Origin of the sequence: Xanthomonas sp. CFBP 8151 (assembly GCF_011761885.1) — a bacterium.
Taxonomy (GTDB): Bacteria; Pseudomonadota; Gammaproteobacteria; order Xanthomonadales; family Xanthomonadaceae; genus Xanthomonas; species Xanthomonas arboricola_B.
On sequence record NZ_JAASQZ010000001.1, the window covers coordinates 530,576 to 555,049 of the forward strand.

A 24,474-nucleotide genomic window follows, 5' to 3' on the forward strand; every position below is an offset into this window, starting at 1 on the left:
CCGAGCAACAAGCTCTCAAGAAAACAGCCGGCAAATTTCCTGGTGCGGTGTCCTTGCCGATTGCGAGCCTCTTGGCGGCATGGATGCCGCCAAGGGCCCTCCACGGACGGATTCACGGCGTGTCCTGCGAGCGGTGAGGGCACTGCGCCCCCGACCCACTGAGCTTTTGACTGCATCTAACAAACAACGCTTCGACTCGAGTCTCGGTGTCTTGTGTCTTCGCTTGCGCGTGTCGCCGGTAACTTCTGTCATTTGTCGTCTGCCAGCCACGCTATCGTGCAAACCCGGCCCGATATGCCTGTACTGCTGCGAGCGGGTCCGGCGCGGCGTACACGCCGCTGACCACCGCAATCAACTCGGCACCTGCACTCACCAACTCGGGCACCTGTGCAGCTGCGATGCCACCGATCGCCACGCGCGGCACTCCCAGCGCTGCAGCTTGTTGCAGCAACGCAGGCGTTGCGCGACGTGTCGTTACCTTGGTGGTGGTCGGGAAGAACGCACCGAAGGCCACATAGCTGGCACCGGCCGCGACCGCTGCGCGCGCGCGCGCGATCTCGTCGTAGCACGACACCCCGATGATGGCCTGTTCGCCCAACAGCGCACGTGCGGCCGCCGCCTCGCCATCGTCTTCGCCCAGGTGCACGCCCTGCGCGCCCACCTGTCGTGCCAGCTGCGCATCGTCGTTGATGATCAACGGCACGGCGTGCGCAGCGCAGGCCTGGCGCAGCGCGCTGGCCTGCTCCAGGCGCAGCGCCGCGGTGGCCTGCTTGTTGCGGTACTGCAGCCAGGTGACAGCGGGCAGCAGCGGCAAGGTGCGCGCGAGCAGACGCGCGGTGTCGGGTTCGTCGGGCGTGATGAGGTAGACGCCGCGGGCGTTGTGCAGGTCGGGCATGGCAGCGCTTCCGGAAGCGGTGGGTGGGATGGGACAATGCAGCCCCACCGTTGCGTAACCGCGATTATCCGATGAGCGACACATCCACGACCACCTACCGCACCTGGATGTGCGTCGTCTGCGGGTTTCTCTACCACGAGGCCGACGGCATTCCCGAAGAAGGCATCGCTCCGGGCACTGCCTGGCAGGACGTTCCCGACACCTGGACCTGCCCCGATTGCGGCGTGACCAAGGACGACTTCGAGATGGTCGAGATCGACTGAGGTCCTGGCTGGGTTGCTGCGTTTTTCATGCCCCAACGGCGTCTGCGCACGTTTGCATGGCGCTGTTGAAGACCTGGCGGGCTGTGCCTCTTCAGTGCGCGCGCGCGCGCTGACTGTTCAGCTCGACCAGATGTTCGTGCAGATTGGCCGCGTCCTGCGCACTGGGATTGAGCTGCAGATAACGCGACAGATCGTGGCGTGCGCCGTTGCGGTGGCCCAGATGCAGATAGGCCATGCCGCGGTCGCGTAGCGCCTCGGGCTGGTCCGGTACCAGCTTCAGGATGCGGTCGGCACTGCGCGCGGCGCGGTCCCAGTGTTCGGCATCGGCATACACGCCGTGCAGATTGCGCAGGATGCGGATCAGGATCGCGCGGTGCGGCGCGGGGTCGAGGATCTGTGCCAGGGCGCGGTCGTCGGGAATCTCGCCACCCAGGTGCGGGCGCGCACGCTCGCGCAGCTCGTCCACGCCCAGCGGGCGGCCGCCGTTGAACGGGTCCATGACCAGCACGCCGTCGTCCACCGGCAAACGCACGAGGAAATGCCCGGGAAACGACACGCCCGCCAGCGGAATGCCCAGCCGGCGCGCGACTTCGATCTGCACCATCGCCAGCGAGATCGGGTTGCCCAGGCGGCGCTCGAAGACCTGGTTGAGGTAGCTGTTGCGCGGGTCGTAGTACTCGTCGTGATTGCCCGAGTAGCCCAGCTCGTCGAACAGATAGCGATTGACCGCGGCCATCTTCAGCGGCCACAGGTCGATCGCCTCCACCTCGCGGCGCAGATGCTCGACGTGGCTTTGCACCAGCGTGTCGTACAGCTCGGCGTCCAGCTGCGGATACTCGTCACGCGCGATCAGCAGCGCGGTGGACATCAACGGCACTGCGTCGTCGTCCAGGCTGGCGAGCGCGGTCCAATGGGGAAGTGGGAGCATGTCGACCATGCTGCCAAGAGTGTCGGCAAGCGGCGCGTGGTTCAAGTCCGGTACTTCCTGACAGGAAAGGCCTGTCGCGTGAGATTCACTTGAGCTTTGGGATGTCCGGGCTCAGGGTCAGGCTGGCGCCGTCCTGCAGGCTGAGTTTGGCGGCCTGGCCGGCGTTGAGTTCCAGCACGTAACGGGCCGGGCGCTTGCTGGGGTAGGGCGGGCAGGCGTCGCCGGCCGAACACGGCGGCACGTCGCGTTGCTGCGACACCAGCCGGCGCTCATTGTCGAAATACAGGATATCCAGCGCGATCTTGGTGTTCTTCATCCAGTACGCCAGCGGTTCCTGGCGGTCGTGGACGAACAGCATGCCGTGATCGTCCGCCATGGCATCGCGAAACATCAGGCCTTTGGCGCGGTCGGCATCGTTCTGCGCCAGCTCCACCTGGTAGCGCGCGCCGGCCAGTTCCACCCAGGTGTCGCCGCTGCTGGCGCAACCGCTGAGCAGGATCAACAACGCAAGGGCGAGGAGACAAAGACGGCGCATGCGGCATACCAGTGGACAGGGATGCCGCACCATCTGCCAAGCGGCTGCGTGCGTCAAGCTGCTGTGGTGCGTCGTCCCGTCATCGCATGTGACAGGCGTTCGGCCCGCTGTCGCTTCGCAACGCGGGCCGCAACTGCGCATGCGCGTGCACGCGCGCGGTCGCTCAGATCACCCGCGGCGGCTCGCCACCGACGATCACCACATCGGCCGGGCGACGCGCGAACAGGCCCACGCAGACCACGCCGGGAATCTGGTTCAGGCTGCGCTCCAGCGCCACCGGGTCGGTGATCTGCAGGTTGTGTACGTCCAGCACCACGTTGCCGTTGTCGGTGACCACACCATCGCGCCATACCGGCTGACCGCCGGTGAGCCCCAGGATCTGGCGGGCCACCAGGCTGCGCGCCATCGGAATCACTTCCACCGGCAGCGGAAATTTGCCCAGCACCGGCACCTGCTTGCTCGGGTCGACGATGCAGATGAAACGCTCGCTGGCCTCGGCGATGATCTTCTCGCGCGTCAATGCCGCGCCGCCACCCTTGATCAGGCAACGGTTCGGGTCGCACTCGTCGGCGCCATCCACGTACAGCGACAGATTGCCGGTGTGGTTGAGATCCAGCACCTCGATGCCATGGCGCCTGAGCTGCGCGCTGCTCTGCTCGGAGCTGGACACCGCCCCCTTGATGCGATGGCTGATGCGGCCCAAGGCATCGATGAAGTAGGCCACCGTAGAACCGGTACCGACCCCGACGATCATGCCGTCTTCCACGTAATCGATCGCTTTTTCGGCGGCCAGGCGTTTTGCTTCGGACATTTGGGGGCTCGGGATTGGGGAATCGGGAATCGGGATTGGGGAATCGCAAGAGCGGCTGGGCTGAGCCGGGATTTACAAATCGCAAATCCCGAATCTCTCCTCCCGGCTACTCCATCGCCAGCAACAATTTCCATTGCGCGGCGGTGACCGGCAGGATCGACAGGCGGTTGCCGCGGGCGATCAGCGGGAATCCTTCGCCCAGTGCGTCGGCCTGCTGCTTGATTTCGTCCAGTGCGATCGTGCGCTTGAGTTTGCGCTCGAAGGCCACGTCCACCAGCATCCAGCGCGGATCTTCGCGGGTGGCCTTGGGGTCGTGGTAGTCGGATCTGGGATCGAACTGGGTGTCGTCCGGATACGCTGCGCTGGCGACCTTGGCGATGCCGACAATGCCCGGCACCTTGCAGTTGGAGTGGTAGAACAACACCCCGTCGCCGACATGCATGCCGTCGCGCATGAAGTTGCGCGCCTGGTAGTTGCGCACGCCGTTCCACGGCTCGGTGCCGACGCGCTCCAGATCATCGATGGAAAACGTGTCCGGCTCGGACTTCATCAACCAGTAGCGCTTGCGGGCAGTCATACGGAAACGGCGTCGTCTTTCAGGAAGGTGGCGTGTTCGGTGCAGATCGCATCCACCGCCACGTCCCACGACTCGGCGGGCAGGGCGGGCAGTTGCTGCGCGGCGAAGCCGACGCCGACCAGCCAGGGCGGCGGCGTGTGGCGGTGCCGGAACGCGAAGCTGCGATCATACCAGCCGCCCCCCATGCCCAGCCGCCGGCACTGCGCGTCGAAGCCGGTCAACGGCGTGACCACCAGCGCCATCTCCTCGGGTGCGAGCAGCTCGGTGCGCGCCACGTCCGGCTCGGGGATGCCGTAGCGGTTGCTGACCAGCCCCTGGCCCGGCCGCCACGGCGCAAAGCGCAGGACGCGCCCGTCCAGCACCGGCAGGCAATACCGTACTCCGGCCGGCAGGCTCAGTTGCCAACGGTGCAGCGCGATTTCGCCATCCATCGCCCAGTACCCGGCCACCGCACCGGTCTGCGGCGCGAACGGCAGCGCCAGCAGGCGCTCGGCCAGCGCATCGGCGGCGGCCAGTCGCTGCGCTGCCGGCAGGCTACGGCGCAGTGCGCGCAACTGCTGGCGCAAGGCGTCTCGGTCGTCGGTCATGGTGTCTCGCAGCGATAGGCAGAGGGATATTGTCGATGGCGTGGACGCCCCTGCCTAGCGGCGCGTGTGCCGACGGATCGCCCGCTCCGGCAAATCTCCCGCCGGTCGCTGAGCGCATGCGCATGCAGCGCTGGCGACGTTGTGCTTTGCGCACGCATGCATGAGGTCTTGTTGGCGCAGTCGTTGCGGCAATGGCGCGACCGGGCTGTGCGTGCGCGTGCCGTGCGCTGCAGACACACAAAAAGAAACGACGCCCGAAGGCGCCGTTTCAGATTTGCATTCTCCGCCGTGAACGATGCGGGCGAAACGACCTTGAACCCGGGGTTCAAGTGGGGACGTTGTGAGGCCATCGGGCTTCCCGCTACAAGGCGGACTTGCACTCCCGGCTTCGTCGCGCCCCCGTGGTCGTAATTAAGGGACAAGGCGAATGTTTTGCACGCTGTCGTTTACAGCAGAGAACGCAGGTGAAGTATAGACCTCTGCTGCGCGATGGCTAGCCCATTCGTCGGCCGGCGCAATTGAAAGTTCATATTTGCGACGACAGTGCGAACTGCACCTCAACGCGGTGTGTCGGACACGCTGTCCAGGCGGCGATTCAAGCTATCCAGCGTGTTGGCCAATTCACGGTCGTAGAGCGCTTGCTGATCGCGCAGCTGCTGCAATTCGTGCGCCAGGTTGAGTGCGGCCAGCACCGCGACGCGATCCACCGCTGCCATGCGATTGCTGCCGCGGATCTCGCGCATGCGCAGATCCAGCAGGCGCGCCGCAGCGGTGAGGCTCTCGCGTTCGTCGGCGGTGACGCCAACCGTATATTCACGATCCAGAATACGCACGCTGACCGGCTCGTTGTTACTCACGTGTGCTGCTCCAGGGATTTCAACCGCACGATCATCGCTTCCACGCGCGAGCGCGCCTGTTCGTTCTTGGTCAACAGTTGCGCGCGCTCGCCGATCAACTGCTCCTGCTGGTGACGCAGGCTGCGGTTCTCGTCGGTCAGCCGCTGGCTGCGTTCGACCAGGGCCTCCACACGGGCGGCAAGTGCGCGGATCTGGGCGAGGGCAGCAGCATTGTCCATCCCCCACGATAGGGGCGCGTGCGCGCGGCGGTCAAGCGCCCCAGCGCAGCCTGCGTACCCGCCGTCGGGCCAATTCCGACAAGGCCTTGCGCGATGCCTGATCCGGCAGGCGTCATGCGCGTGGAACGCTGCATGGAACGCGCCGCTAGCGGCCGACGCCGGGTGCCTTGATACACTGGGAAGTCGAATCGCCGGCCCATGCGCCGGCATCTCCTGTTCCCAGCCTGGAAGACCCGATGGACCTGCCCGATGTAACCGCTGTGCAAAACGAAAGTCGCCAGCTCGAGTTGGCTTCCTCCGCAGCGGAGTTGCACGGCGGGCTGTGCGGGTGGCTCTCCGGTGGGGGTGCCGACAGCGGCGACTGGCTGGCGCGCATTCTGGCCGATACCGCGCAGGTGGCACCCAGGCAGGGCGGGGCGCTGGACCGGATGCGTCAGGCCACGGTGGCGCAACTGGAAGACCGCGATTTCGCCTTCGAACTGCTGCTGATCGACGACGGCGCACCGCTGGCGGCGCGTACCGATGCCTTGTTCGACTGGTGTCGCGCCTTTCTGGGCGGCTTCGGCCTGGCGGCGCAGCAGCGCCCGGCGCTGACCGAAGAAGGCGAAGAGGCGCTGCAGGACCTGGCGCGGCTGGCGCAGGCGTCCAGCGACGATTTCGATGCGGCCGACGAAGACGACACCGCCCTGGCGGAGATCGAGGAGTTCGTGCGCGTGGCGGTGCTGTTGCTGCATGGCGACTGCGTGATGGGGCCGCGCTTCCGCCAACGTCTGAACTGACCGCACGACCGCCATGAAAAAGCTCACCGGGATCGGCGCGGCCGAGTACGCGCGGCGGCGCAAGCAGCTGATGCAGATGGCCGGCGATCAGGCCATCCTGATCCTGCCGGCCGCGCCCGAGCGCGTGCGCAGCCACGACACCCACTACCCGTACCGGCAGGATTCGGATGTCTGGTATCTGAGCGGCTTCCCCGAGCCGGAAGCGGTGCTGGTGCTGGTACCCGGACGCAAGCATGGCGAGGCGATCCTGTTCTGCCGCGAACGCGACGCCGAGCGCGAAGCCTGGGATGGCCCGCGCGAGGGCCAGGACGGCGCGGTGCAGCGCTACGGCATGGACGATGCGTATCCCATCGACGATGTCGACGAGATCCTGCCGGGCCTGCTGGAAGGGCGCAGCCGCGTCTATTACCACTTCGGGCGCGATGTCGACTTCGACCTCAAGCTGATCGGCTGGCTCAAGCGCGTGCGCGAGCAGGTGCGCCACGGCGCGCAGCCGCCGCACGAATTCCTCGAGCTCGGGCATCTGCTGCACGAGCAGCGGCTGTTCAAGTCGCGCGACGAGGTCGCGTTGATGCAGCACGCCGCCGACATCAGCGTCCGCGCGCATCGCGCCGCCATGCGGCTGGCGCGGCCGGGGGTGCACGAGTACGAACTGCAGGCCGAGGTGGAGTGCGCGTTCCGCGCCGCCGATGCGTGGCCGGCGTACGGCAGCATCGTCGGCACCGGCAGCAATGCCTGCGTGCTGCACTACCGCGCCAACAACGCGCGCAGCCGCGATGGCGAGCTGGTGCTGATCGATGCCGGCGCCGAGTACCGCGGGTATGCGGCCGATATCACCCGCACCTTTCCGGTCAACGGCCGTTTCACCCCGGCGCAGCGCGCGCTGCACGATCTGGTCGGCGCTGCGCAGGCCGCCGCGCTGGCGCAGGCGCGCCCCGGCGCGGCTTACGAAGCCGGCCATCTGGCCGCGGTGCAGACCCTAACCGAAGGGCTGCTGCAGCTGGGTCTGCTCAAGGGCAAGCTGGAGCGCAATATCGCCGACGGCCATTACAAGCGCTTCTACCGGCACAAGACCGGCCATTGGCTGGGGCTGGATGTACACGATGTGGGCGACTATCGATTGGCGGGCGACTCGCGTCTGCTCGAGCCCGGCATGGTGTTCACCATCGAGCCGGGGCTCTACATCTCTGCCGACGACACCACGGTGGAAGCCAAGTGGCGCGGCATCGGCATCCGCACCGAAGACAATGTGCTGATCACTGCCGAAGGCCATCGGGTGCTGACCGATGCCTTGGCGCGCAGCGCCGACGAGATCGAAGCGGAGATGGCCAACCGCGACGCAGTGCGCGCATAACGCGGTAATGCCGTTGTGAGCGGTCGTGAGGTAGGTCGGAGCAGCAACCCGCGCGCTGAAGGTGTGGTTCCGGATGCCCGGCGCATCTGGCTGAGGCCGGCGGCATCGTTCGGGCTGCGCTCTGCTGGGCGCCTCGCGGGCAAGAGGCGCCCGGCCTTTTTTGCTGCGAGCCGTTCTACTGACCGAGTTGTGGCGCCTGGGTGCGCTCGGGCTGCTGGATCTGTTCGCCTGGCGCAGCCAGTTGCTGCGCACGCGCGAACGATTGCGCTTCCGGCGTGCTCAATGCCTGTTCGGTCTTCATGTGCGCGCGCAGATGCGCCGGGTTGGCCGGGTCGCCCTGCACCACGAACACGTTCTCGCCGCCGTGCACGCCGCGATTATTGGCCTCGCTCATCAGCACATGATCCACGCGCGACAGGCCGCCTTCCTTGGCCAGCGGCAACAGGGCCGCGCTGAGCCGGTCGCTGGTCTGGTCGGGTGTGCGTCCATGTGCCGCATCGATTGCATGCACGCCGCGCTGGATCTGTTGGTACATCGGATGGTCGGGGTGCGAGGACTGGCGTGGATCGTTCATGGCAGTGCTCCGTGCTGTGCGGAATGATTCAAGGGGCGGCAAACACCGGGCGGGTCAGGTTTTCGGGGGCGCCATCGGTGCACACCACCTCGTCTTCGATGCGGATGCCGCCGTAAGGTTTGAACTGCGCAACGCGCGCCCAGTCGACGCTGGCGGCGTAGCCGTTCTTCTTCACGTCGTCCAGCAACATGTCGATGAAGTACACCCCCGGTTCGATGGTGACAACCATGCCCGCTTCCAGCACGCGGGTCAGGCGCAGATACGGGTGGCCGGCGGGGCGTTCGATGCGGCCGCCGCGGTCGCTGGCCGCAAAGCCCGCCACGTCGTGTACCTGCAGGCCGATCAGATGGCCCAGCCCGTGCGGGAAGAATGCGGCGCTGACGCCGGTGGCGAGCGCAGCTTCCGGCGATACGGTGAGGATGCCGAAGTCCTTGAGGATGCCCATCAAGGCCAGATGCGCATCCACGTGCAACTGCTTGTAATCCACACCGCTGCGCACGCCCTGGCCCATGCGGATCTGTGCGGCATCCACCGCATCGATCAGGGCCTGGAATTCGCTGCCTGGGTCGGCGGCGTAGGTGCGGGTGATGTCGCTGGCATAGCCGTAGGCCGAAGCGCCGGCATCGATCAGGAAGCTGCGCAGCGGTTGTGGCGGCCGCTGGCCGAGTTCGGTGTAGTGCAGCACCGCGCCGTGCTCGTTGAGCGCGATGATGTTGCCGTAGGGCAGTTCGTTGGCGTCCTGACCGACAGCGGCGCAATAGGCCATATGGATGCCGAACTCGCTCTGGCCGGCGCGAAAGGCCGCTTCGGCGGCGCGATGGCCGCGCACTGCCAACTGCTGGGCGATGCGCAGCAATGCCAGTTCGTATGGCGTCTTGAAGGCGCGCTGGTAGTCAAGGTAATCGAGCACCGGCTGCGGATTGTTGGGCACATACGCACCGAGCGCGCTCTGCGCCTCGCCCAGGATGGCGCAACGGTCGATCTGCCTGGGCAGCAACGCCAAGGCCTGTTCCGGGGTGCGGATGATGTGGATGTCGCAGTGCTCCACCCACCAGCCGCTCGGTGCGTCGGGCACGACATGCCAATAGTCGAACGGCTGGCAGAAGATCACCGTCGGGCGCTTGCCGGGGGTATAGACCAGCCAGCTGTTGGGCACCCGCGTCAGTGGCACCCAGGCCTTGAAGTGCGGATTGACCGCATAGGGATAGTCGCGGTCGTCGAATACCTGGTAATGCAAGCTGCCGCTTGGCACCACCAGGTGGTCGAAGCCGCCGCGCTGCAGCGCCTCGTCTGCGCGCGCGATCAGCGTGCGCAGGTGATCGGAATACAAAGGGCTCAAGGACGGCTGGGGCATGCGGGGGCTCGATCGGCAATGCTAAAGGCAGGACGTGATTTTGCCGCAATCGTGGTGATGCTGTCCTTCAGCCCAGCATGTGTTCTTCGGCAATCCAGGCGCGCAGGCGCTGGCGATGCGGCCCGGACATGGTCAGGAAGCGGAAGCCGGCCCAGGCCTGCCCGGGTGCGTGCGCGGCTTCGGTCCACAACAGATGCACGCCGACATCGATCTCGGTGGCACGGCCGCTGCGCTCGGGCAGGTTGAAGCGCAATTGATACAAGGCATCCTCATGCAGCGGAACCGAGGCCAGCAGCAGCATGCCGGTTTCCGAGATATTGCCGACCCGGCCGATCTGCGCCTCGCTGAGCATGTCGGTGACCGGTACCAGGTCCGAAGGCTGGCGGCGCGGTGCGCGGCGGGTGTCCTGGATCATGGGTTGACCTCTGCAGCGGGCGCCCGGCCGGCCAGGCTGCGCAGCGTGCGCACGGTGGCATGCCAGGCACGGTCGATCAGGCGCGATTTCTCTTCGACCAGCAGGCGCGCCTGGCCGCCGGCCATCAGCCGCGACAGTCCATCCAGCGAGTGCTCGGCAACCTTTTGCCCACGCTGATTGACGAACAGCGCGTTGCCGGTCATCGGGCTGTACCAGGACAGCCGTTGCCGGCGCAGGTCGCCCTGTTGGTTGATCACGAACTCGAACCAGCTGCCGAACGGCAGGCTGCGCAGCTGCGTGTACCACGCCTCTTCGGCCGGCGAACGCGGGGTGTTTGTTTCTTGGTGCGATGCGCTGTCGCCCTGGTCTCCCAGCCGTGTGCGCGCCCTGAGCCTGGCGGTGAGCTCGGTGCGCGAGGTCGTCTCGTCCTCGCCGCCCGGCGTGGACAGGCGCCGCGCGATCGCTGCGGCTTCATCCTGGTGATAGCCGACCTGCAGCAGCGCGGTTTCGATATCGGCGCCGAGCGCGATGTCGGTAGGTTGCTCCTTGCTGCGGCAGGTGACTTCGGCGATGCGCGCGGTCAGTGCCTGGCGCTCGTCCCATTCGGGCGATTGCTCGCCCTGGCGCAGCAGCGTCAGCGTCAGTACGTCCGACCACGCCTGACGCAGCAGCGACTGCACGAAACGCGGCGGGGCGCTCTGCTCGCACAGCTGCTCGATGCGCGCCTCGGACTGCTGCTTGGCCGACTCCAGCCGCTCCTTGCCACGCGCCGCATCCACATGGCGCCGCTCGGCGAGGTCGGCCTTGCGCGCCAATGCGCGCAGATGCGCCTGGATATCGTCGTTGGCCGCGGCGAACACGGCCTCGTCGCCCTGGTAGTCGTTGAGGATCCTGTCGACTGCGCTTCCCAGCTTGTGCAGCAGCTGCGGGTCGACGTCGTCGTCGCCCAGCCATACCGCGCCGGACTCGGCCACGGTGTTGAGCAATTCGCGTACCGGGTGCTGGTCGCGCACGAAGAAATGCGTATCGGCCAAGGCCGCCCGCACCACCGGGACCTGCAATTTGGCGAGCAGGGCCTGCGCCGGGGTCTGCTCGCGCACTTCGCGCTGCATCTGCGCGTAGAGCAGGCCGAGCAGATCGAAGGTGTCGGTGTCCTGCGGCGACAGCGTGGCGTCGGAGCCGTGTTGCGTCCGCAGCAACGCCAGTACCTGCCGCTGCACCGCATCGATGCCGGTGGGCTGCGCTGCCGCTACCTGTTCCGCCAGCGTGCCCTGCAGGCTGGCCAGCGCGTCGCTGAGCGCGGCTTTGGGCACGGCCGTGGAGGCAAGCTGGGGAGGTGATCTTTCAGGTGTTGCCTGCGCGCCTGTCGCAGGCGCTGCGCCGTGATTTGCAGAACGGTGATGCGCAGCTGTGCTTCCCTCGCCGGCCGCCTGCGACTGACGCGCCGACGACATCAGGCCGCCGAGCGCCTGCACTGCATCGCTCAGGGCAGGGGCTGCCTGCTCACCGTATGTCGCCCCTGCCAGTGTCATCGGCATAGCCGGCGGATCCAGCAGGGCGCTCTGCCATGGTGTCGGCGCCGATTGCCCGCTCCAGCCGGTTGCAGGTCGCCCGTTGCGCGGCGGCAGCGCGCGCGCGCGGCCGGCCGCAGCATCCTTCGGTGCGGTGGCTGATGCAGGCGGTGCGCGTCGCGTCTGCTCCTGTGTGGGTTTGATCAGGTACGGGTGATAGATCAGCCCCGGCAGGATGCCTTCCTGCGCGAGCGTGCCGTTGGCGCGCTCGTACAGATCGTTCAAACGCTCGATCACCTGACGCTCGAACACGCGGTAGAGCGTCAGCTGCCCATCCAGGCTCAGTAGCAGCATCTGGCCGCACTGGCGCAGCACGCGGCACAGGGCGTAAGGCCCCAGTGGCAATGCTTCCAGTTCGAATTCGGCCACCGCGCCGATCACCGCCACTCGCTGCGCCAGCAATTGCAGCGCAGCGGCCCTGCGGGAAGTCTCGCGACGCGCAATCTCGCTGAGCACGATATCGCGATCGATATCGGTGTCTTCCACCAGGGTGAGCATCTGCGGATGCGCTGAAGCATCGGCTGCTGGCGTCAGCGACGGGCGATCGCGCAGCGTGGCCAGGTCCTGCGCCAGCTGCTGCAGGAACGCCTGCGGAAACCGATCGATGTGATCGCGCAGGCCGCGCATCTGTGCGTAGGTTTCGGCCTGGATCTGGCTGTTGCGTGCATGCTCGGCCTGATGCAGCAGCTCGCGTTCCAGTTCGACGATGGTCAGCCGCAGCGGCCCGTCGAGCGCCTGCACGCAGTGCGCGTGCAGCGCGGCGAGCAGGCGCCGCCCGCGCACGGAAACCGGCGCATCGGCGATCGGGCCGCTGAGAGTGTGCTGCAGGGAAGAGGCGGGAGTGGACATCCGGGGAGGCGGGCTCGGTGCGAGGCGTGAGCTATGTAGCATGTTTTTCCATTGGTCAGCGACCGCGCGGGCGCACGACGCGCCTTGCCAGATGCGGTCGCCGCCCTGGTGCGGAAGGCGCGCGTGGCGCGAAGTCGGCGGATCTGCGCGCCGCTGCCGTCGCGTGCGCTAACGACCACGGTGCGGTGTGATGGCTGTGTAGTGCCGCCACGCGATCGCCGCGGTCAGGCAAGAAACAGCTCGACCACGTCATTGGTGAATCGGCGGCCCAGCTCGGTCGGCACCACGTGTCCGTCCTGCGCGGTCATCCAGCCTTGCGCGATCGCACGGGCCACAGGCAACTCGATGACCGACGCCGCCAGACCGGTGGAGACTTCGAAGTCGCGCAGGGCGAAGCCCTCGTGCAGGCGCAGCAGGTTGAGCATGTATTCGAACGGCAGCCGTTCGCGCGGCACGATCTCGTCGCCACCGATCGACGCCGCACTGCCGGCGCTGGCCAGGTAACTCTGCGGGTGCTTGTGCTTCCAGCGTCGCAGCACATGCTGTTCGGCGCCGGAACTGATCTTGCCGTGCGCCCCGGCGCCGATGCCCAGGTAATCGCCGAAGCGCCAGTAATTGAGGTTGTGGGCGCATTGCCGCCCGGGCCTGGCGTAGGCGCTCACTTCGTACTGCGCGTAGCCGGCCTCGGCCAGCAGGCGCTGGCAATGCTCCTGGATGTCCCAGGCCGCATCGTCGTCGGGAATGCCCTTGGGCGGCCGCGCGAAGAACACCGTGTTCGGCTCCAGCGTGAGCTGGTAATGCGACAGGTGGGTGGGCTGCAACGCAAAGGCGCGTTCGAGATCGCGTTCGGCCTGCGCCAGGGTCTGCTCGGGCAGCGCGTACATCAGGTCGATATTGAAATTGTCGTAGCCGGCATCCTGCGCCAGCTTGATCGCACGCTCGGCCTCGGCACTGTCGTGGATGCGACCGAGCCGCTGCAGCGCCACATCGTCGAAGGTCTGCACACCGAAGCTCAGCCGGTTCACGCCGGCGGCGCGGTAGCCGTCGAAGCGGCCATGCTCGGCGGTGCCTGGATTGGTTTCCAGGGTGATCTCCAGATTCGGTGCAAAGCGCAGCCGCGCGGCAGCCGCCTGCAGGAAGCGGTCGATGGCCTGCGGCGGAAACAGGCTCGGCGTGCCACCGCCGAAGAACACCGAATGCACCACGCGTCCCCACACCAGCGGCAGGTCCGCATCAAGGTCGCGGATCAACGCATCCACGTATTCCTCGAACGGGAGTGCGCCCTTGGCCGCATGCGAATTGAAATCGCAGTACGGACATTTGCGCACGCACCAGGGCAGGTGCACGTAGAGCGACAGCGGCGGTGGGATCAGGTCGGGCACTGCATCAGGCCATCGGTCACAGCGACAGGGCGTGCAGCTTGTGCTGCAGCGTGGCCAGCGCCACCGCACGGTGACTCAGCCGGTTCTTCAACGCACTATCCATCTGCGCCGCGGTCAGGCCATGCACCGGGTCCAGAAACACCGGGTTGTAGCCGAAGCCGCCATCGCCGCGCGGCTCGGTGGCGATCACCCCTTCCCAGCTGCCTTCGGCGATCAGCGGCTGCGGGTCTTCCGGGTGACGCAGCAGCACGATCACCGCGTAGAACCGCGCGCTGCGGCGCTCGGCCGGCACGGCGCGCATGGCATCGAGCAGTTTGGCGTTGTTGGCGTTCGCATCAGTCGGGCTGCCGGCGTAGCGCGCGCTGTACAGGCCGGGTGCGCCGCCGAGGGCATCGACGATCAGGCCAGAGTCGTCGGCCAGTGCCGGCAGGCCGGTGACCGCGCTGGCATGGCGCGCCTTGATCAAGGCGTTCTCGACGAAGGTCAGGCCGGTTTCCGGCACATCGTCCACGCCGAGCTCGCCTTGCGCCACGATGCGCAGCGGCAGGCCGGCGAGCATGGCGCGCAGTTCTTCCAGCTTGCCGGCGTTGCCGCTGGCCAGGACCAGTTGTTTCATTGCTTGGGCTCCAGCAGGTCCCACTTGGTGCCGTACAGATCGCGGAACACCACGACCGTGCCGTACGGCTCCTCGCGCGGGGTTTCCAGAAATTCCACGCCGAACGCCCGCATCGCCGCGTGGTCGCGCCAGAAGTCGTCGGTGTAGAGAAAATGATCCACCCGCCCACCGGTTTGGTCGCCGATGCGCGCGCGCTGGGCGTCGTCGGCCGGCTGCGCGAGCAGCAAGGCGGCCTCCTGCGCGCCGCCTGGGCCGATCACGACCCAACGCTTGCCGTCGCCAAGTGCGCGATCCTCCAGCACCTGGAAACCCAGCGCGCCGGTATACCAGGCGACTGCCGCGTCGTAATCGGCGACCAGCAGGGTGGTCAGGGCGATGCGCCGGCTCATCCGGCCAGCGCAGCGCGTTGCAGGGCGAACAATTCGCTCATGCCTTGTTCGGCAAGTGCGAGCAGCGCGTTGAGTTCGTCACGACGGAAGGCGTGGCCTTCGGCGGTGCCCTGCAGCTCGATGAAGCCACCGCCATCATTCATCACCACATTCATGTCGGTGTCGCAGTCGCTGTCTTCGGGGTAGTCCAGATCCAGCACCGGCTCGCCGCGATAGATGCCCACCGACACCGCGGCCACGGCGCCGATCAGCGGGTACTTCTTGATGTCGCCGCGCTTGAGCAGCAGGTTCACTGCATCGGCCAGCGCCACGTAGGCACCGGTGATCGCGGCGGTGCGGGTGCCGCCATCGGCCTGCAGCACGTCGCAGTCCAGGGTGATGGTGCGCTCGCCCAGGGCATTGCGATCCACACAGGCGCGCAGTGCGCGGCCGATCAGACGCTGGATTTCCAGCGTACGCCCGCCCTGCTTGCCACGCGCGGCTTCGCGATCGGAACGGGTGTGGGTGGAGCGCGGCAGCATGCCGTATTCGGCGGTCACCCAGCCTTCGCCCTTGCCGCGCAGGAACCCCGGCACGCGGTTTTCCACGCTGGCGGTGCACAGCACGCGGGTGTCGCCAAAGCTGACCAGCACCGAGCCTTCGGCGTGACGGGTGAAGGCGCGTTCGATGCGCACCGGGCGCAGCTGGTCGGCCGTGCGGCCGCTGGGACGGGAAAAGGTCATGCGATGAGTCCGGAAGTCGGGAGGTGGGTCTGGGTCGGCGCGTGGCGGGGCGGTCAGCCAGCGCGGGCCGCTAGGGTACCATTCGCGCTTTGAAGGCACGGGACTGACGATGATTCGAAGCATGACCGCGTTTGCTGGTGGCGAACGCATCACGCCCTGGGGCACGCTCGGTTGCGAGCTGCGCTCGGTCAACCATCGGTTTCTGGAAGTGGGCGTGCGCCTGCCCGAAGAACTGCGTGCGCTGGAGCCGCTGCTGCGCGAGCGCGTGGCGGCGAAAAACAGCCGCGGCAAGCTGGATCTGGCGCTGCGCCTGCGCGCGCCGGACAACGCGCAGACCCTGGCGGTGAACGAATCGCTGCTGCAGGAACTGGGTGCACTGGCCACGCGTCTCGACGGGATGTTCCCCAAGCTGCAGGTCGGCTTCACCGATCTACTGCAGCTGCCCGGCGTGCTGCAGGTGCAGGACGTGGACGCGCCGGCATTGCAGGCGCAGGCCCTGGCATTGCTGGACGAGGTGGTGGACAGTTTCGTTGCCGCGCGCGAGCGCGAAGGCGGCAAGCTGGCCGATGCGATCAGCGAACGGGTCGATGCGATCGAACGCATCGCCGCCGAGGTGCGCACGCTGATTCCCGTCATCCGCGAAGGTCAGCGCGCCAAGCTGGCCGCACGCCTGGCCGATCTGCCGCATCCGGTGGACCCGGGGCGCGCCGAGCAGGAACTGGTGCTGTGGCTGCAGAAACTGGACGTGGACGAAGAGCTCGACCGCCTGTCCAGCCACATCGCCGAGATCCGCCGCGTGCTCAGGCAGCGCGAGCCGGTCGGCCGCCGCCTGGACTTCCTGCTGCAGGAGTTCAACCGTGAAGCCAACACGCTCGGCTCCAAGTCGGTGGACAGCCGCACCTCCAACGCCGCGGTGGATCTGAAGGTGCTGATCGACCAGATCCGCGAGCAGGTGCAGAACATCGAATAGCCGGGAATAGGCAATCGGGAATGGGGAATCGTCAAAGCAGGTACGATTCACCCTTGGCCTGCTTGCTTGGCGCGGTGCCCCATTCCCCATTCCCGACTCTCTATTCCCTAAAATGCGCGGCACCCTCTATATCGTTGCGGCCCCTTCCGGCGCCGGCAAGAGCAGCATCGTCAACGCCACCCTGGCGCGCGATCCCAAGATCGCCCTGTCGATCTCGTTCACCTCGCGCGCGCCGCGGCCGGGCGAACGGCATGCCGAGCACTACCATTTCGTCTCCGCCGACGAGTTCCAGGGCATGATCGAAGCGGGCGACTTCTTCGAATATGCGCTGGTGCACGGCGACTGGAAGGGCACCGCGCGGCAGTCGGTGGAGCCGCAGCTGGCGGCCGGTCACGACGTGCTGCTGGAGATCGACTGGCAGGGCGCACGCCAGGTGCGCCAGAAGGTGCCCGATGCGGTCAGCGTGTTCATCCTGCCGCCGTCGCGCCAGGCGCTGGACGAGCGCATGCGCAAGCGCGGCCAGGACAGCGAGGACGTGATGGCGCAGCGTCTGGCTGCCGCCCGCGAAGAGATGCTGCATTTCGAGGAGTTCGATTACGTGATCATCAACGAGACCTTCGACACCGCTGTCTCGGAGATGTGCGCGATCTTCACCGCCAGCCGGCTGCGCCGGCAGGCGCAACAGCAGCGGCACGCGGAGTTGATCCAGGCCTTGCTGGACTGAGTGGGTCAAATCCCTGATTCCAAAGGAAACTGAATAGGCCCAGGTTGCCGTGACGGCGGCTCGGGCGTACAATCCGCCCCCTTTCCCTCATTCGATGCGCGGCCGTTACCGGTCGCCGGGAGCCCGCATGGCCCGCATTACCGTAGAAGATTGCCTGGAAGTCGTGAACAACCGTTTCGAGCTGGTCATGATGGCGTCCAAGCGCGCCCGTCAGCTCGCCAACGGCGTGCAGCCGTTGATCGAAAATGCCGACGCCAGCGACAAGCCCACCGTGATGGCGCTGCGCGAAATCGCCGCACGCCGGATCGACAATGCGCTGATCGACGAAGTCGAGAAGGCCGAGCGCGAGCGCGCCGAGCGCGAAGCGCTGGAATGGGCCGCTGCCGAAGTCGTCGCCGACGAAGACATGTCCAAGAACGACGATTGATCGTTCGCATCGCTGCGATCGATCTGAACAGCCCGCCACGTGCGGGCTGTTTTCGTTTCAGGCCCGCTTCGGCGTGTGCAGTGTGCAAACGTTTGCCGTGACTGCGTTGCTGGCATAGTCTTCCGGCATGAACCCAGGCCCCACTGCCCAGGCGACCGTCGTGACGTCTCCGTCTTCCGACCAGGCCATCCCCGACTACGTCCTGCACCTCGAACGCGCGGCCAGCTACCTTCCCAAGGAGCAGCTGCCGATCCTGCGGCGTGCCTGGGAAGTGGGCGCCACCGCGCATGCCGGCCAGACCCGCAAGTCGGGCGAGCCTTACATCACCCATCCGGTCGCGGTGGCCGGCGTGCTCGCCGAGCTCGGTCTGGACATGGAATCGCTGATCGCCGCGATCCTGCACGACACCATCGAAGACACCCCGCTGACCCGCGAAGAGCTGGCGTCGGAATTCGGCGAAGCGGTGGCCGAGCTGGTCGATGGCGTCACCAAGCTGGACAAGCTCAAGTTCCGCGACCGCCAGGAAGCGGCGGCGGAGAGCTTCCGCAAGATGCTGCTGGCGATGTCGCGCGACCTGCGCGTGATCATGATCAAGCTGGCCGACCGCCTGCACAACATGCGCACCCTGGGCGCGCAGAGCAGCGAGGCGCGCAGCCGCATTGCGCGCGAAACGCTCGAGATCTACGCGCCGATCGCCCAGCGCCTGGGCATGAGCCTGATCAAGTCCGAGCTGCAGAACCTGGGGTTCCGCGCGCTGTATCCCTGGCGTCACGCCATCATCGAAAAACATATCCGCAGCCAGCCGGTCGTGCGGCGCGAATCGATGGCGCAGGTGGAGGTGCAGTTGTCGCAGCGGCTGGCCAAGGAAGGGCTGGAGCATCGTCTGGTCAGCCGCATCAAGACGCCCTGGAGCATCTATTCCAAGATGCACGAAGAGAACAAGACCTTCGACCAGGTGATGGACGTGTTCGGCTTCCGCCTGGTGGTGCGCTCGGTCGCCGATTGCTATCACGCGCTGGGCGCGGTGCATGCCACCTTCAAGCCGCTGGACGGGCGCTTCCGCGATTTCATCGCCATCCCCAAGGCCAACGGCTACCAATCGCTGCACACCGTGCTGTTCGGCCCGTACGGCTCGCCGATCGAAGTGCAGATCCGCACCGAAGAGATGGACCTGATCGCCGAACGTGGCGTCGCCGCGCACTGGACCTACAAGGTCGGCTCGGCCTCGCCCAACAGCGCGCAGAGCCGTGCGCACGACTGGATCGTGGAGTTGATCGATTCGCAGCGCGCGGCAGGCTCGTCGCTGGAGTTCCTGGACAACGTCAAGGTCGACCTGTTCCCGGACGAGGTTTATCTGTTCACGCCCAAGGGCAAGATCCTGGCGCTGCCGCGCAACTCCACCGCGCTGGACTTTGCCTATGCGGTGCATACCGACGTGGGCAACCGCGCGGTCGCTTCGCGGGTGGACAAGAAGCTGGTGCCGCTGCGCACCAAGCTGGCCAGCGGCCAGGCGGTGGAAATCATCACCGCGCGCTCGGCCACGCCCAAGCCGCAGTGGCTGGAGTTCGTGGTCAGCAGCAAGGCGCGTACCGCGATCCGTCACCAGCTCAAGCAGCTCGAGCACGAGGATGCCGTGCAGCTCGGCCACCGCATGCTCGATCGCGCGCTGGAAGCGATGGACAGCTCGCTGGAGCGGCTGCCCAAGGGCCGCCTGGACGCTTTCCTCACCGAGCATCGCTATCCACGCCTGGAAGCCTTGCTGGCCGATGTGGCGCTGGGCAACTGGATGCCGACCCAGGCCGCGCAGGCGCTGATGGCCTACGCCGAACTGCGCGGTGGCGGCCATTCCAAGCATTCGCACGAAAAGATCCTGATCGACGGCAGCGAGCGCGGCGTGATCAGCTTCGCCAATTGTTGCCAGCCGATTCCCGGCGACGAAATCATGGGTTACCACACCGCCGGCAAGGGCATCGTGGTACACCGTCTGGACTGCCCCAACCTGGCCGAGCTGCGCAAATCGCCCGAACGCTGGGTGCCGATCGACTGGGACTCCGGCGTGACCGGCGACTACGACACCGCACTGGTGGTCGAGGTGGAAAACCGCACCGGCGTGCTGGCCCAGCTGGCCGCGGCGATCGCGCAGAGCCAGTCCAATATCGAACGCGTGGATTACCTGGACCGCGATTTCAACGCCGCGGTGCTGCGCTTTAACATCCAGGTCCGCGACCGCCGCCATCTGGCCGAGGTGATGCGCCGGCTGCGGCGGCTGCATGTGGTGCAGAGCGTGGGGCGGCAGTAAAGGATTGCATGTCCTGCCGTTAGGCAGCGCTGCGGCCCACTGCCGACAGCGTGCACCGTGTCTCAGGCATGGTGCGGCGGCAGGTAGCATGCGTCGTCGTGCAGGTGCGCGGTCAAGCTCCACGCCGCCATTGCAGCGCGATCTGTTCGGTACGACGGGACGGTATCCGGCGATCGTCGCAAGCATCGTCGCAACAAGACCGTGCGCAACAGTCGAGCAAATCCGCACAAACGCCTAAACTGCTGCACACACCTTTGCAGTGGAGCTTCCATGTCCCAGATCATCCATACCGACCAGGCGCCTGCCGCCATCGGCCCGTATTCGCAGGCCGTGCGTGCCGGCAACACCGTGTATTTCTCCGGGCAGATCCCGCTGGATCCGGCCACCGGCGAAATCGTGCCGGGCGATGTCGGCGTGCAGGCACGCCGCGCGTTCGACAACCTCAAGGCGGTGGCCGAAGCGGCCGGCGGCTCGCTCGACAAGATCGTGCGGCTGGGCCTGTACCTCACCGATCTCGGCCAGTTCGCCGCCGTCAACGCAGTGATGCAGGAGTACTTCCAGGCCCCGTTCCCCGCACGTTCGACCATCGAGGTCTCCGGCCTGCCCAAGGGCGCCGGCTTCGAGGTCGATGCGGTGATGGTGCTCGACTGATCCAGCGCGGCTGATCCGAGCGCCTTGTCGTGCCGCGCGCAGCGACCGCCACCCCGCGCCTGGCCGCTGCAGGCCAGGCCTCGCTTGCCAGTCTGCCCGGCGTCGGCCCCAAGGTGGCCGAGAAATTCGCTGCGCGCGGCATCTTGACGCTGCAGGATCTGTGGCTGCATCTGCCGTTGCGCTACGAAGACCGCACGCGGCTGACCACGATCGCGCAGTTGCAGAGCGGTGTGCCTGCGCAGATCGAAGGGCGTGTGGATGCGGTGGAGCGCGGCTTCCGTTACCGGCCGGTGTTGCGGGTGGCGGTTTCGGACGCGTCGCACGGCAGCGTGGTGCTGCGCTTCTTCCATTTCCGCGCGGCGCAGGTCGCGCAGTTCGCACCGGGCACGCGGCTGCGGGTGTTCGGCACGCCCAAGCCGGGACAGAACGGTTGGGAAATCGTGCACCCCAGTTACCGCGTGCTGGCACCGGGCGAGGATGCCGGGCTGGGTGACAGCCTGGATCCGGTCTATCCGGTGCTGGACGGTGTAGGCCCGGCCACGTTGCGCAAACTCATCGGCCAGGCACTGGAGCGGTTGCCGGCCGAGGCCGCGCTGGAACTGCTGCCGCCGCACTGGCTGCAGGACGAACAACTGCCCTCGCTGCGCGCCGCGCTGCTGACCATGCATCGCCCGCCGGTGAACACCGACCCGCAGCAGCTGCTCGCAGGCGGGCATCCGGCCCAGCAGCGTCTGGCGATCGAAGAACTGCTGGCGCATCAACTCAGCCTGCGTCGCCAGCGTATCGCCTTGCAGCGCTTCCACGCGCCGCTACTGCCTGGCAACGGCACCCTGGTGCGGCAACTGCGCGCGGCATTGCCGTTCCAGCTCACCGGTGCCCAGCAGCGCGTGTTCGCGCAGATTGCCCACGACCTGGCAAGACCGTCGCCGATGCTGCGGCTGGTGCAGGGCGATGTCGGCAGCGGCAAGACCGTGGTCGCCGCATTGGCGGCGATGCTGGCGGTGGAGCAGGGCAAGCAGGTCGCACTGGCCGCGCCGACCGAGCTGCTGGCCGAGCAGCACCTCACCAACCTGCGTGGCTGGCTGGAACCGCTGGGCGTGCGCATCGTCTGGCTGGCCGGCAAGGTCACCGGCAAGGCACGCGCCGCGGCGATGGCCGAGGTGGCCTCCGGCCAGGCGCAGGTGGTAGTCGGCACGCATGCCCTGATGCAGGAGGCGGTGGTCTTCCACGATCTGGCGCTGGCCATCATCGACGAGCAGCACCGCTTCGGCGTGCACCAGCGCCTGGCCTTGCGCGACAAGGGTGCGGCCGCCGGCAGCGTGCCGCATCAATTGGTGATGACCGCCACGCCGATCCCGCGCACCCTGGCGATGTCCACCTATGCGGATCTGGATGTCTCGGCCATCGACGAACTACCACCCGGGCGCACGCCGGTGCAGACCATCGTGCTCAGTGCCGAGCGTCGGCCGGACCTGGTCGAGCGCATCCGCGCCGCCTGCGCCGAGGGGCGCCAGGCGTATTGGGTCTGCACCTTGATCGAAGAAAGCGAAGAGCCCGGCAAGGGCGCGCCCAGTGGCCCGCCAAGGATTGAAGCCCAGGCGGCGGAGGCCACCTTCGAAGCCCTGTCCGCACAATTGCCCGGCGTGCGCGTGGCGCTGGTGCACGGGCGCATGAAAGCGGCGGAAAAACAGAAGGCCATGCTGGATTTCAAGCAGGGCCATACCGATCTGCTGGTCGCCACCACGGTGATCGAGGTCGGCGTGGACGTGCCCAATGCCTCGCTGATGATCATCGAGAATGCCGAGCGCCTGGGTCTGGCGCAGTTGCACCAGTTGCGCGGCCGGGTCGGGCGCGGCGCGGCCGCGTCCAGCTGCGTGCTGCTGTATCAGGCCCCGTTGTCGATGATGGCGCGGCAACGCCTGGAAACCATGCGCCAGACCAGCGACGGCTTCGTGATTGCGGAAAAGGATCTGGAGCTGCGCGGCCCCGGCGAATTGCTGGGTACGCGGCAGACCGGCCTGGCCAGTTTCCGCATCGCCGATCTCACCCGCGATGCCGGATTGTTGCCGCGCGTGCAGGTGCTCGCCGATCGGCTGTTGGCCGAAGCGCCGGAGATTGCCGACCGCGTGGTCGCGCGCTGGATCGGCAGCGCGGTGCGTTACGCCGCCGCTTGAGCGGCGGGGATTGGGGATTGGTCAGAGCTAGCTGCGGCCTGTAGGTTCGCGTGACCGACCGATCCTTGCGAAGATGCGGCAACGAATCCCGAATGACCAATTCCCAATCCCATGACAAACAAGATACCGCTGCTGATCGACACCGACCCGGGCGTGGACGACGCGCTGGCCTTGCTGATGGCCTTCAACGATACCCGGCATGACGTCGTTGGCCTGACCATCGCCGCCGGCAACGTGGGCCTGGAGCACACCGTGCGCAACGCCTTGAAGGTCTGCGAGATTGCCGGGCGTGAGGATGTGCCGGTCTATGCGGGCTGCCCGCAGCCGTTGCTGCACCCCTCGGTGGACGCGGCGCATGTGCATGGCATCGACGGCTTCGGTGATGTCGGCCTGGCGCCGGCCAAACGCACTGCCGAGACCGAGCACGCCGCGCTGGCCATCCTGCGCCTGTCGCACGAATACGCCGGCGAGCTGTTGCTGGTCGCGCTCGGCCCGCTGACCAATCTGGCCCTGGCCCTGACGCTGGATCCGACCCTGCCGCAGCGCGTGGCGCGGCTGGTGGTGATGGGCGGTGCGCTGACCGGGCACGGCAACATCACCGCCGCGGCCGAATTCAATATCGGCTTCGACCCGGAAGCGGCGCATATCGTGTTCCGCGGCTTTCCGCAGTTCGACGTGGCCGACTGGGAAGCCACCGTCGCGCACGGTCTGCTGCATCGCGATGTCGAGCAATGGCTGACGGCCGACTCCGCGCAGGCGCGTTTCTATGAGGAGATCTCGCGCAAGACCCGCCTGTGGTCCGAAGACAGCCGCGGCGAGTACTGGTACGCCGCCGACGCGCTGGCGATGGCGTTCGCGCTGCACCCGGAGGGCGCGCAGCGGCTGGAGCAGCGGCCGGTGCATATCGAGCTGACCGGCACCCACACCCGCGGCATGACCCTGGTGGACTGGGATCGCCGGGATGGCACCCCCGACAACGCCAACCTGTTGCTGGACTACGATCGCCAGCGATTCTTCGGCCTGGTCGCAGGGGCCCTGGCGGCGGGCTAGGGCGATCTTGCGCCGGGCGCCTGGTGGCCGCTATAATGCCCGGCTTATCCAGGCAGCCCGGCGCCAAGTCCATGAAAGATAACGTTCATCCCAGCTACAACGACGTCGTCTTCCACGACGTGACGTCCGATTTCAAGATTCTGACCCGTTCCACCATGAGCTCGAAAGAGACCGTGAAGTGGGAAGACGGCCAGGAATACCCGCTGATCAAGGTGGATATCTCCTCGGCCTCGCACCCGTTCTATACCGGCAAGCACAAGGTGATCGACACCGGCGGCCGGATCGACAAGTTCCAGAAGCGCTACGCGCGCTGAGCTTGCAGGACGGGCTGTACCGGCAGCGGCCGCGCATTGCGCGGCCGTTGTTTTTTGGGGCGTTGGCAACTTCGCTTTCACGCCTTCGACGGGGGCGTCTACGACTTCTGTCCAAGCGACGGCCAAAATGTTGCTGTGCGATAATGACGTGATCCGGGGCGATGCCCTGGACTTCCATCACGTGCCTGC

General features: G+C 66.8%; 27 protein-coding genes and 1 other RNA gene. 11 read left to right on the forward strand and 17 right to left on the reverse strand.

Annotated features, from left to right (window positions below; all coding sequences use genetic code 11):
• Positions 1-271: 271 nt before the first annotated feature.
• Positions 272-895, reverse strand: coding sequence for a thiamine phosphate synthase (thiE, locus tag FHT08_RS02270; RefSeq protein ID WP_166774169.1), 624 nt, complete (start codon positions 893-895; stop codon positions 272-274).
• A 23-nt stretch (positions 896-918) separates the two neighbouring features.
• Here thiE and FHT08_RS02275 point away from each other — a divergent pair, with 23 nt between their 5' ends.
• Positions 919-1,158 (forward strand): rubredoxin, encoded by a 240-nt coding sequence (locus tag FHT08_RS02275; RefSeq protein WP_104536211.1) that lies wholly within the window; start codon positions 919-921, stop codon positions 1,156-1,158.
• A 91-nt stretch (positions 1,159-1,249) separates the two neighbouring features.
• Here the strand turns inward: FHT08_RS02275 and FHT08_RS02280 are convergent, their stop codons facing one another.
• The 8 genes from FHT08_RS02280 to FHT08_RS02315 form a co-directional block, all read right to left on the reverse strand.
• Positions 1,250-2,131, reverse strand: coding sequence for a SirB1 family protein (locus tag FHT08_RS02280; RefSeq protein ID WP_046344164.1), 882 nt, complete (start codon positions 2,129-2,131; stop codon positions 1,250-1,252).
• Between the two features lie 40 nt (positions 2,132-2,171).
• Complete coding sequence (locus FHT08_RS02285; RefSeq protein ID WP_166774170.1) at positions 2,172-2,621, reverse strand: DUF192 domain-containing protein; 450 nt, start codon at positions 2,619-2,621, stop codon at positions 2,172-2,174.
• Positions 2,622-2,784: 163 nt separating this feature from the next.
• Positions 2,785-3,432, reverse strand: a complete 648-nt coding sequence (gene rpiA / locus FHT08_RS02290) for a ribose-5-phosphate isomerase RpiA (RefSeq protein ID WP_104536208.1) — start codon at positions 3,430-3,432, stop codon at positions 2,785-2,787.
• Positions 3,433-3,538: 106 nt separating this feature from the next.
• Positions 3,539-4,009 carry an EVE domain-containing protein gene (locus FHT08_RS02295; RefSeq protein ID WP_104536207.1) on the reverse strand — a complete coding sequence of 157 codons (471 nt, stop codon included), beginning with the start codon at positions 4,007-4,009 and terminating at the stop codon, positions 3,539-3,541.
• Positions 4,006-4,596, reverse strand: a complete 591-nt coding sequence (locus tag FHT08_RS02300; protein WP_166774171.1) for a 5-formyltetrahydrofolate cyclo-ligase — start codon at positions 4,594-4,596, stop codon at positions 4,006-4,008. The genes FHT08_RS02295 and FHT08_RS02300 overlap by 4 nt, the downstream gene beginning before the upstream one ends.
• 276 nt (positions 4,597-4,872) lie before the next feature.
• A non-coding RNA gene (gene ssrS / locus FHT08_RS02305) (6S RNA) lies at positions 4,873-5,057 on the reverse strand.
• Positions 5,058-5,153: 96 nt separating this feature from the next.
• Complete coding sequence (locus FHT08_RS02310; RefSeq protein ID WP_016903560.1) at positions 5,154-5,453, reverse strand: cell division protein ZapA; 300 nt, start codon at positions 5,451-5,453, stop codon at positions 5,154-5,156.
• Complete coding sequence (locus tag FHT08_RS02315) at positions 5,450-5,671, reverse strand: TIGR02449 family protein (RefSeq protein ID WP_024938110.1); 222 nt, start codon at positions 5,669-5,671, stop codon at positions 5,450-5,452. Before FHT08_RS02315 ends, FHT08_RS02310 begins: the two co-directional genes overlap by 4 nt.
• A gap of 236 nt (positions 5,672-5,907) precedes the next feature.
• Here FHT08_RS02315 and FHT08_RS02320 point away from each other — a divergent pair, with 236 nt between their 5' ends.
• The gene (locus tag FHT08_RS02320; protein ID WP_104605045.1) at positions 5,908-6,450 is read left to right on the forward strand and encodes a YecA family protein; all 543 of its coding nucleotides are present in this window, start codon (positions 5,908-5,910) and stop codon (positions 6,448-6,450) included.
• A gap of 13 nt (positions 6,451-6,463) precedes the next feature.
• Positions 6,464-7,804: an aminopeptidase P N-terminal domain-containing protein gene (locus tag FHT08_RS02325; RefSeq protein ID WP_166774172.1), complete on the forward strand. Its 1,341-nt coding sequence runs from the start codon at positions 6,464-6,466 to the stop codon at positions 7,802-7,804.
• Between the two features lie 175 nt (positions 7,805-7,979).
• Here the strand turns inward: FHT08_RS02325 and FHT08_RS02330 are convergent, their stop codons facing one another.
• The 8 genes from FHT08_RS02330 to rph form a co-directional block, all read right to left on the reverse strand.
• Positions 7,980-8,378 (reverse strand): XVIPCD domain-containing protein, encoded by a 399-nt coding sequence (locus FHT08_RS02330; protein ID WP_104536203.1) that lies wholly within the window; start codon positions 8,376-8,378, stop codon positions 7,980-7,982.
• A gap of 28 nt (positions 8,379-8,406) precedes the next feature.
• A complete protein-coding gene (gene pepQ / locus FHT08_RS02335) occupies positions 8,407-9,732 on the reverse strand; it encodes a Xaa-Pro dipeptidase (RefSeq protein ID WP_166774173.1) in 1,326 nt (441 codons plus the stop codon).
• Positions 9,733-9,799: 67 nt separating this feature from the next.
• Positions 9,800-10,147, reverse strand: coding sequence for a PilZ domain-containing protein (locus tag FHT08_RS02340; RefSeq protein WP_104536201.1), 348 nt, complete (start codon positions 10,145-10,147; stop codon positions 9,800-9,802).
• Entirely contained in the window at positions 10,144-12,567 is a 2,424-nt protein-coding gene (locus FHT08_RS02345) for a DUF1631 domain-containing protein (protein ID WP_166774174.1), read from the reverse strand. The genes FHT08_RS02340 and FHT08_RS02345 overlap by 4 nt, the downstream gene beginning before the upstream one ends.
• Positions 12,568-12,791: 224 nt before the next feature.
• Positions 12,792-13,949 carry a radical SAM family heme chaperone HemW gene (hemW, locus tag FHT08_RS02350; RefSeq protein WP_166774175.1) on the reverse strand — a complete coding sequence of 386 codons (1,158 nt, stop codon included), beginning with the start codon at positions 13,947-13,949 and terminating at the stop codon, positions 12,792-12,794.
• Positions 13,950-13,965: 16 nt separating this feature from the next.
• Positions 13,966-14,565: an RdgB/HAM1 family non-canonical purine NTP pyrophosphatase gene (rdgB, locus tag FHT08_RS02355; protein ID WP_166774176.1), complete on the reverse strand. Its 600-nt coding sequence runs from the start codon at positions 14,563-14,565 to the stop codon at positions 13,966-13,968.
• Positions 14,562-14,954 carry a VOC family protein gene (locus tag FHT08_RS02360; protein WP_166774177.1) on the reverse strand — a complete coding sequence of 131 codons (393 nt, stop codon included), beginning with the start codon at positions 14,952-14,954 and terminating at the stop codon, positions 14,562-14,564. The genes rdgB and FHT08_RS02360 overlap by 4 nt, the downstream gene beginning before the upstream one ends.
• Complete coding sequence (rph, locus tag FHT08_RS02365) at positions 14,951-15,676, reverse strand: ribonuclease PH (RefSeq protein ID WP_166774178.1); 726 nt, start codon at positions 15,674-15,676, stop codon at positions 14,951-14,953. The genes FHT08_RS02360 and rph overlap by 4 nt, the downstream gene beginning before the upstream one ends.
• Before the next feature lie 109 nt (positions 15,677-15,785).
• Here rph and FHT08_RS02370 point away from each other — a divergent pair, with 109 nt between their 5' ends.
• The 8 genes from FHT08_RS02370 (at position 15,786) to FHT08_RS02405 (ending at position 24,285) form a co-directional block, all read left to right on the forward strand.
• On the forward strand, positions 15,786-16,646 hold the full coding sequence (locus tag FHT08_RS02370) for a YicC/YloC family endoribonuclease (RefSeq protein ID WP_024938120.1): 861 nt from the start codon (positions 15,786-15,788) through the stop codon (positions 16,644-16,646).
• A gap of 112 nt (positions 16,647-16,758) precedes the next feature.
• A complete protein-coding gene (gmk, locus tag FHT08_RS02375; RefSeq protein ID WP_104536196.1) occupies positions 16,759-17,370 on the forward strand; it encodes a guanylate kinase in 612 nt (203 codons plus the stop codon).
• A 127-nt stretch (positions 17,371-17,497) separates the two neighbouring features.
• The gene (gene rpoZ, locus FHT08_RS02380) at positions 17,498-17,797 is read left to right on the forward strand and encodes a DNA-directed RNA polymerase subunit omega (RefSeq protein WP_002812428.1); all 300 of its coding nucleotides are present in this window, start codon (positions 17,498-17,500) and stop codon (positions 17,795-17,797) included.
• 127 nt (positions 17,798-17,924) lie between these two features.
• Entirely contained in the window at positions 17,925-20,096 is a 2,172-nt protein-coding gene (locus tag FHT08_RS02385) for a bifunctional (p)ppGpp synthetase/guanosine-3',5'-bis(diphosphate) 3'-pyrophosphohydrolase (protein ID WP_104536195.1), read from the forward strand.
• A 270-nt stretch (positions 20,097-20,366) separates the two neighbouring features.
• A complete protein-coding gene (locus FHT08_RS02390) occupies positions 20,367-20,747 on the forward strand; it encodes a RidA family protein (protein WP_024938123.1) in 381 nt (126 codons plus the stop codon).
• Positions 20,748-20,776: 29 nt separating this feature from the next.
• Positions 20,777-22,921 (forward strand): ATP-dependent DNA helicase RecG, encoded by a 2,145-nt coding sequence (gene recG / locus FHT08_RS02395; RefSeq protein WP_166774179.1) that lies wholly within the window; start codon positions 20,777-20,779, stop codon positions 22,919-22,921.
• 111 nt (positions 22,922-23,032) lie between these two features.
• Positions 23,033-23,971 (forward strand): nucleoside hydrolase, encoded by a 939-nt coding sequence (locus FHT08_RS02400; protein WP_166774180.1) that lies wholly within the window; start codon positions 23,033-23,035, stop codon positions 23,969-23,971.
• A 71-nt stretch (positions 23,972-24,042) separates the two neighbouring features.
• The gene (locus FHT08_RS02405) at positions 24,043-24,285 is read left to right on the forward strand and encodes a type B 50S ribosomal protein L31 (protein WP_024938126.1); all 243 of its coding nucleotides are present in this window, start codon (positions 24,043-24,045) and stop codon (positions 24,283-24,285) included.
• Positions 24,286-24,474 lie beyond the last annotated feature (189 nt).

What these genes read in the sequence shown, in the direction of transcription:
- thiE (WP_166774169.1), bottom strand. Translation starts at nt 895, where the DNA reads ATGCCCGACCTGCACAACGCCCGCGGCGTCTACCTCATCACGCCCGAC.
- FHT08_RS02285 (WP_166774170.1), bottom strand. Translation starts at nt 2,621, where the DNA reads ATGCGCCGTCTTTGTCTCCTCGCCCTTGCGTTGTTGATCCTGCTCAGC.
- rpiA (WP_104536208.1), bottom strand. Translation starts at nt 3,432, where the DNA reads ATGTCCGAAGCAAAACGCCTGGCCGCCGAAAAAGCGATCGATTACGTG.
- FHT08_RS02295 (WP_104536207.1), bottom strand. Translation starts at nt 4,009, where the DNA reads ATGACTGCCCGCAAGCGCTACTGGTTGATGAAGTCCGAGCCGGACACG.
- FHT08_RS02300 (WP_166774171.1), bottom strand. Translation starts at nt 4,596, where the DNA reads ATGACCGACGACCGAGACGCCTTGCGCCAGCAGTTGCGCGCACTGCGC.
- FHT08_RS02315 (WP_024938110.1), bottom strand. Translation starts at nt 5,671, where the DNA reads ATGGACAATGCTGCTGCCCTCGCCCAGATCCGCGCACTTGCCGCCCGT.
- FHT08_RS02320 (WP_104605045.1), top strand. Translation starts at nt 5,908, where the DNA reads ATGGACCTGCCCGATGTAACCGCTGTGCAAAACGAAAGTCGCCAGCTC.
- FHT08_RS02325 (WP_166774172.1), top strand. Translation starts at nt 6,464, where the DNA reads ATGAAAAAGCTCACCGGGATCGGCGCGGCCGAGTACGCGCGGCGGCGC.
- FHT08_RS02330 (WP_104536203.1), bottom strand. Translation starts at nt 8,378, where the DNA reads ATGAACGATCCACGCCAGTCCTCGCACCCCGACCATCCGATGTACCAA.
- pepQ (WP_166774173.1), bottom strand. Translation starts at nt 9,732, where the DNA reads ATGCCCCAGCCGTCCTTGAGCCCTTTGTATTCCGATCACCTGCGCACG.
- FHT08_RS02340 (WP_104536201.1), bottom strand. Translation starts at nt 10,147, where the DNA reads ATGATCCAGGACACCCGCCGCGCACCGCGCCGCCAGCCTTCGGACCTG.
- FHT08_RS02345 (WP_166774174.1), bottom strand. Translation starts at nt 12,567, where the DNA reads ATGTCCACTCCCGCCTCTTCCCTGCAGCACACTCTCAGCGGCCCGATC.
- rdgB (WP_166774176.1), bottom strand. Translation starts at nt 14,565, where the DNA reads ATGAAACAACTGGTCCTGGCCAGCGGCAACGCCGGCAAGCTGGAAGAA.
- FHT08_RS02360 (WP_166774177.1), bottom strand. Translation starts at nt 14,954, where the DNA reads ATGAGCCGGCGCATCGCCCTGACCACCCTGCTGGTCGCCGATTACGAC.
- rph (WP_166774178.1), bottom strand. Translation starts at nt 15,676, where the DNA reads ATGACCTTTTCCCGTCCCAGCGGCCGCACGGCCGACCAGCTGCGCCCG.
- FHT08_RS02370 (WP_024938120.1), top strand. Translation starts at nt 15,786, where the DNA reads ATGATTCGAAGCATGACCGCGTTTGCTGGTGGCGAACGCATCACGCCC.
- gmk (WP_104536196.1), top strand. Translation starts at nt 16,759, where the DNA reads ATGCGCGGCACCCTCTATATCGTTGCGGCCCCTTCCGGCGCCGGCAAG.
- rpoZ (WP_002812428.1), top strand. Translation starts at nt 17,498, where the DNA reads ATGGCCCGCATTACCGTAGAAGATTGCCTGGAAGTCGTGAACAACCGT.
- FHT08_RS02385 (WP_104536195.1), top strand. Translation starts at nt 17,925, where the DNA reads ATGAACCCAGGCCCCACTGCCCAGGCGACCGTCGTGACGTCTCCGTCT.
- FHT08_RS02390 (WP_024938123.1), top strand. Translation starts at nt 20,367, where the DNA reads ATGTCCCAGATCATCCATACCGACCAGGCGCCTGCCGCCATCGGCCCG.
- FHT08_RS02400 (WP_166774180.1), top strand. Translation starts at nt 23,033, where the DNA reads ATGACAAACAAGATACCGCTGCTGATCGACACCGACCCGGGCGTGGAC.
- FHT08_RS02405 (WP_024938126.1), top strand. Translation starts at nt 24,043, where the DNA reads ATGAAAGATAACGTTCATCCCAGCTACAACGACGTCGTCTTCCACGAC.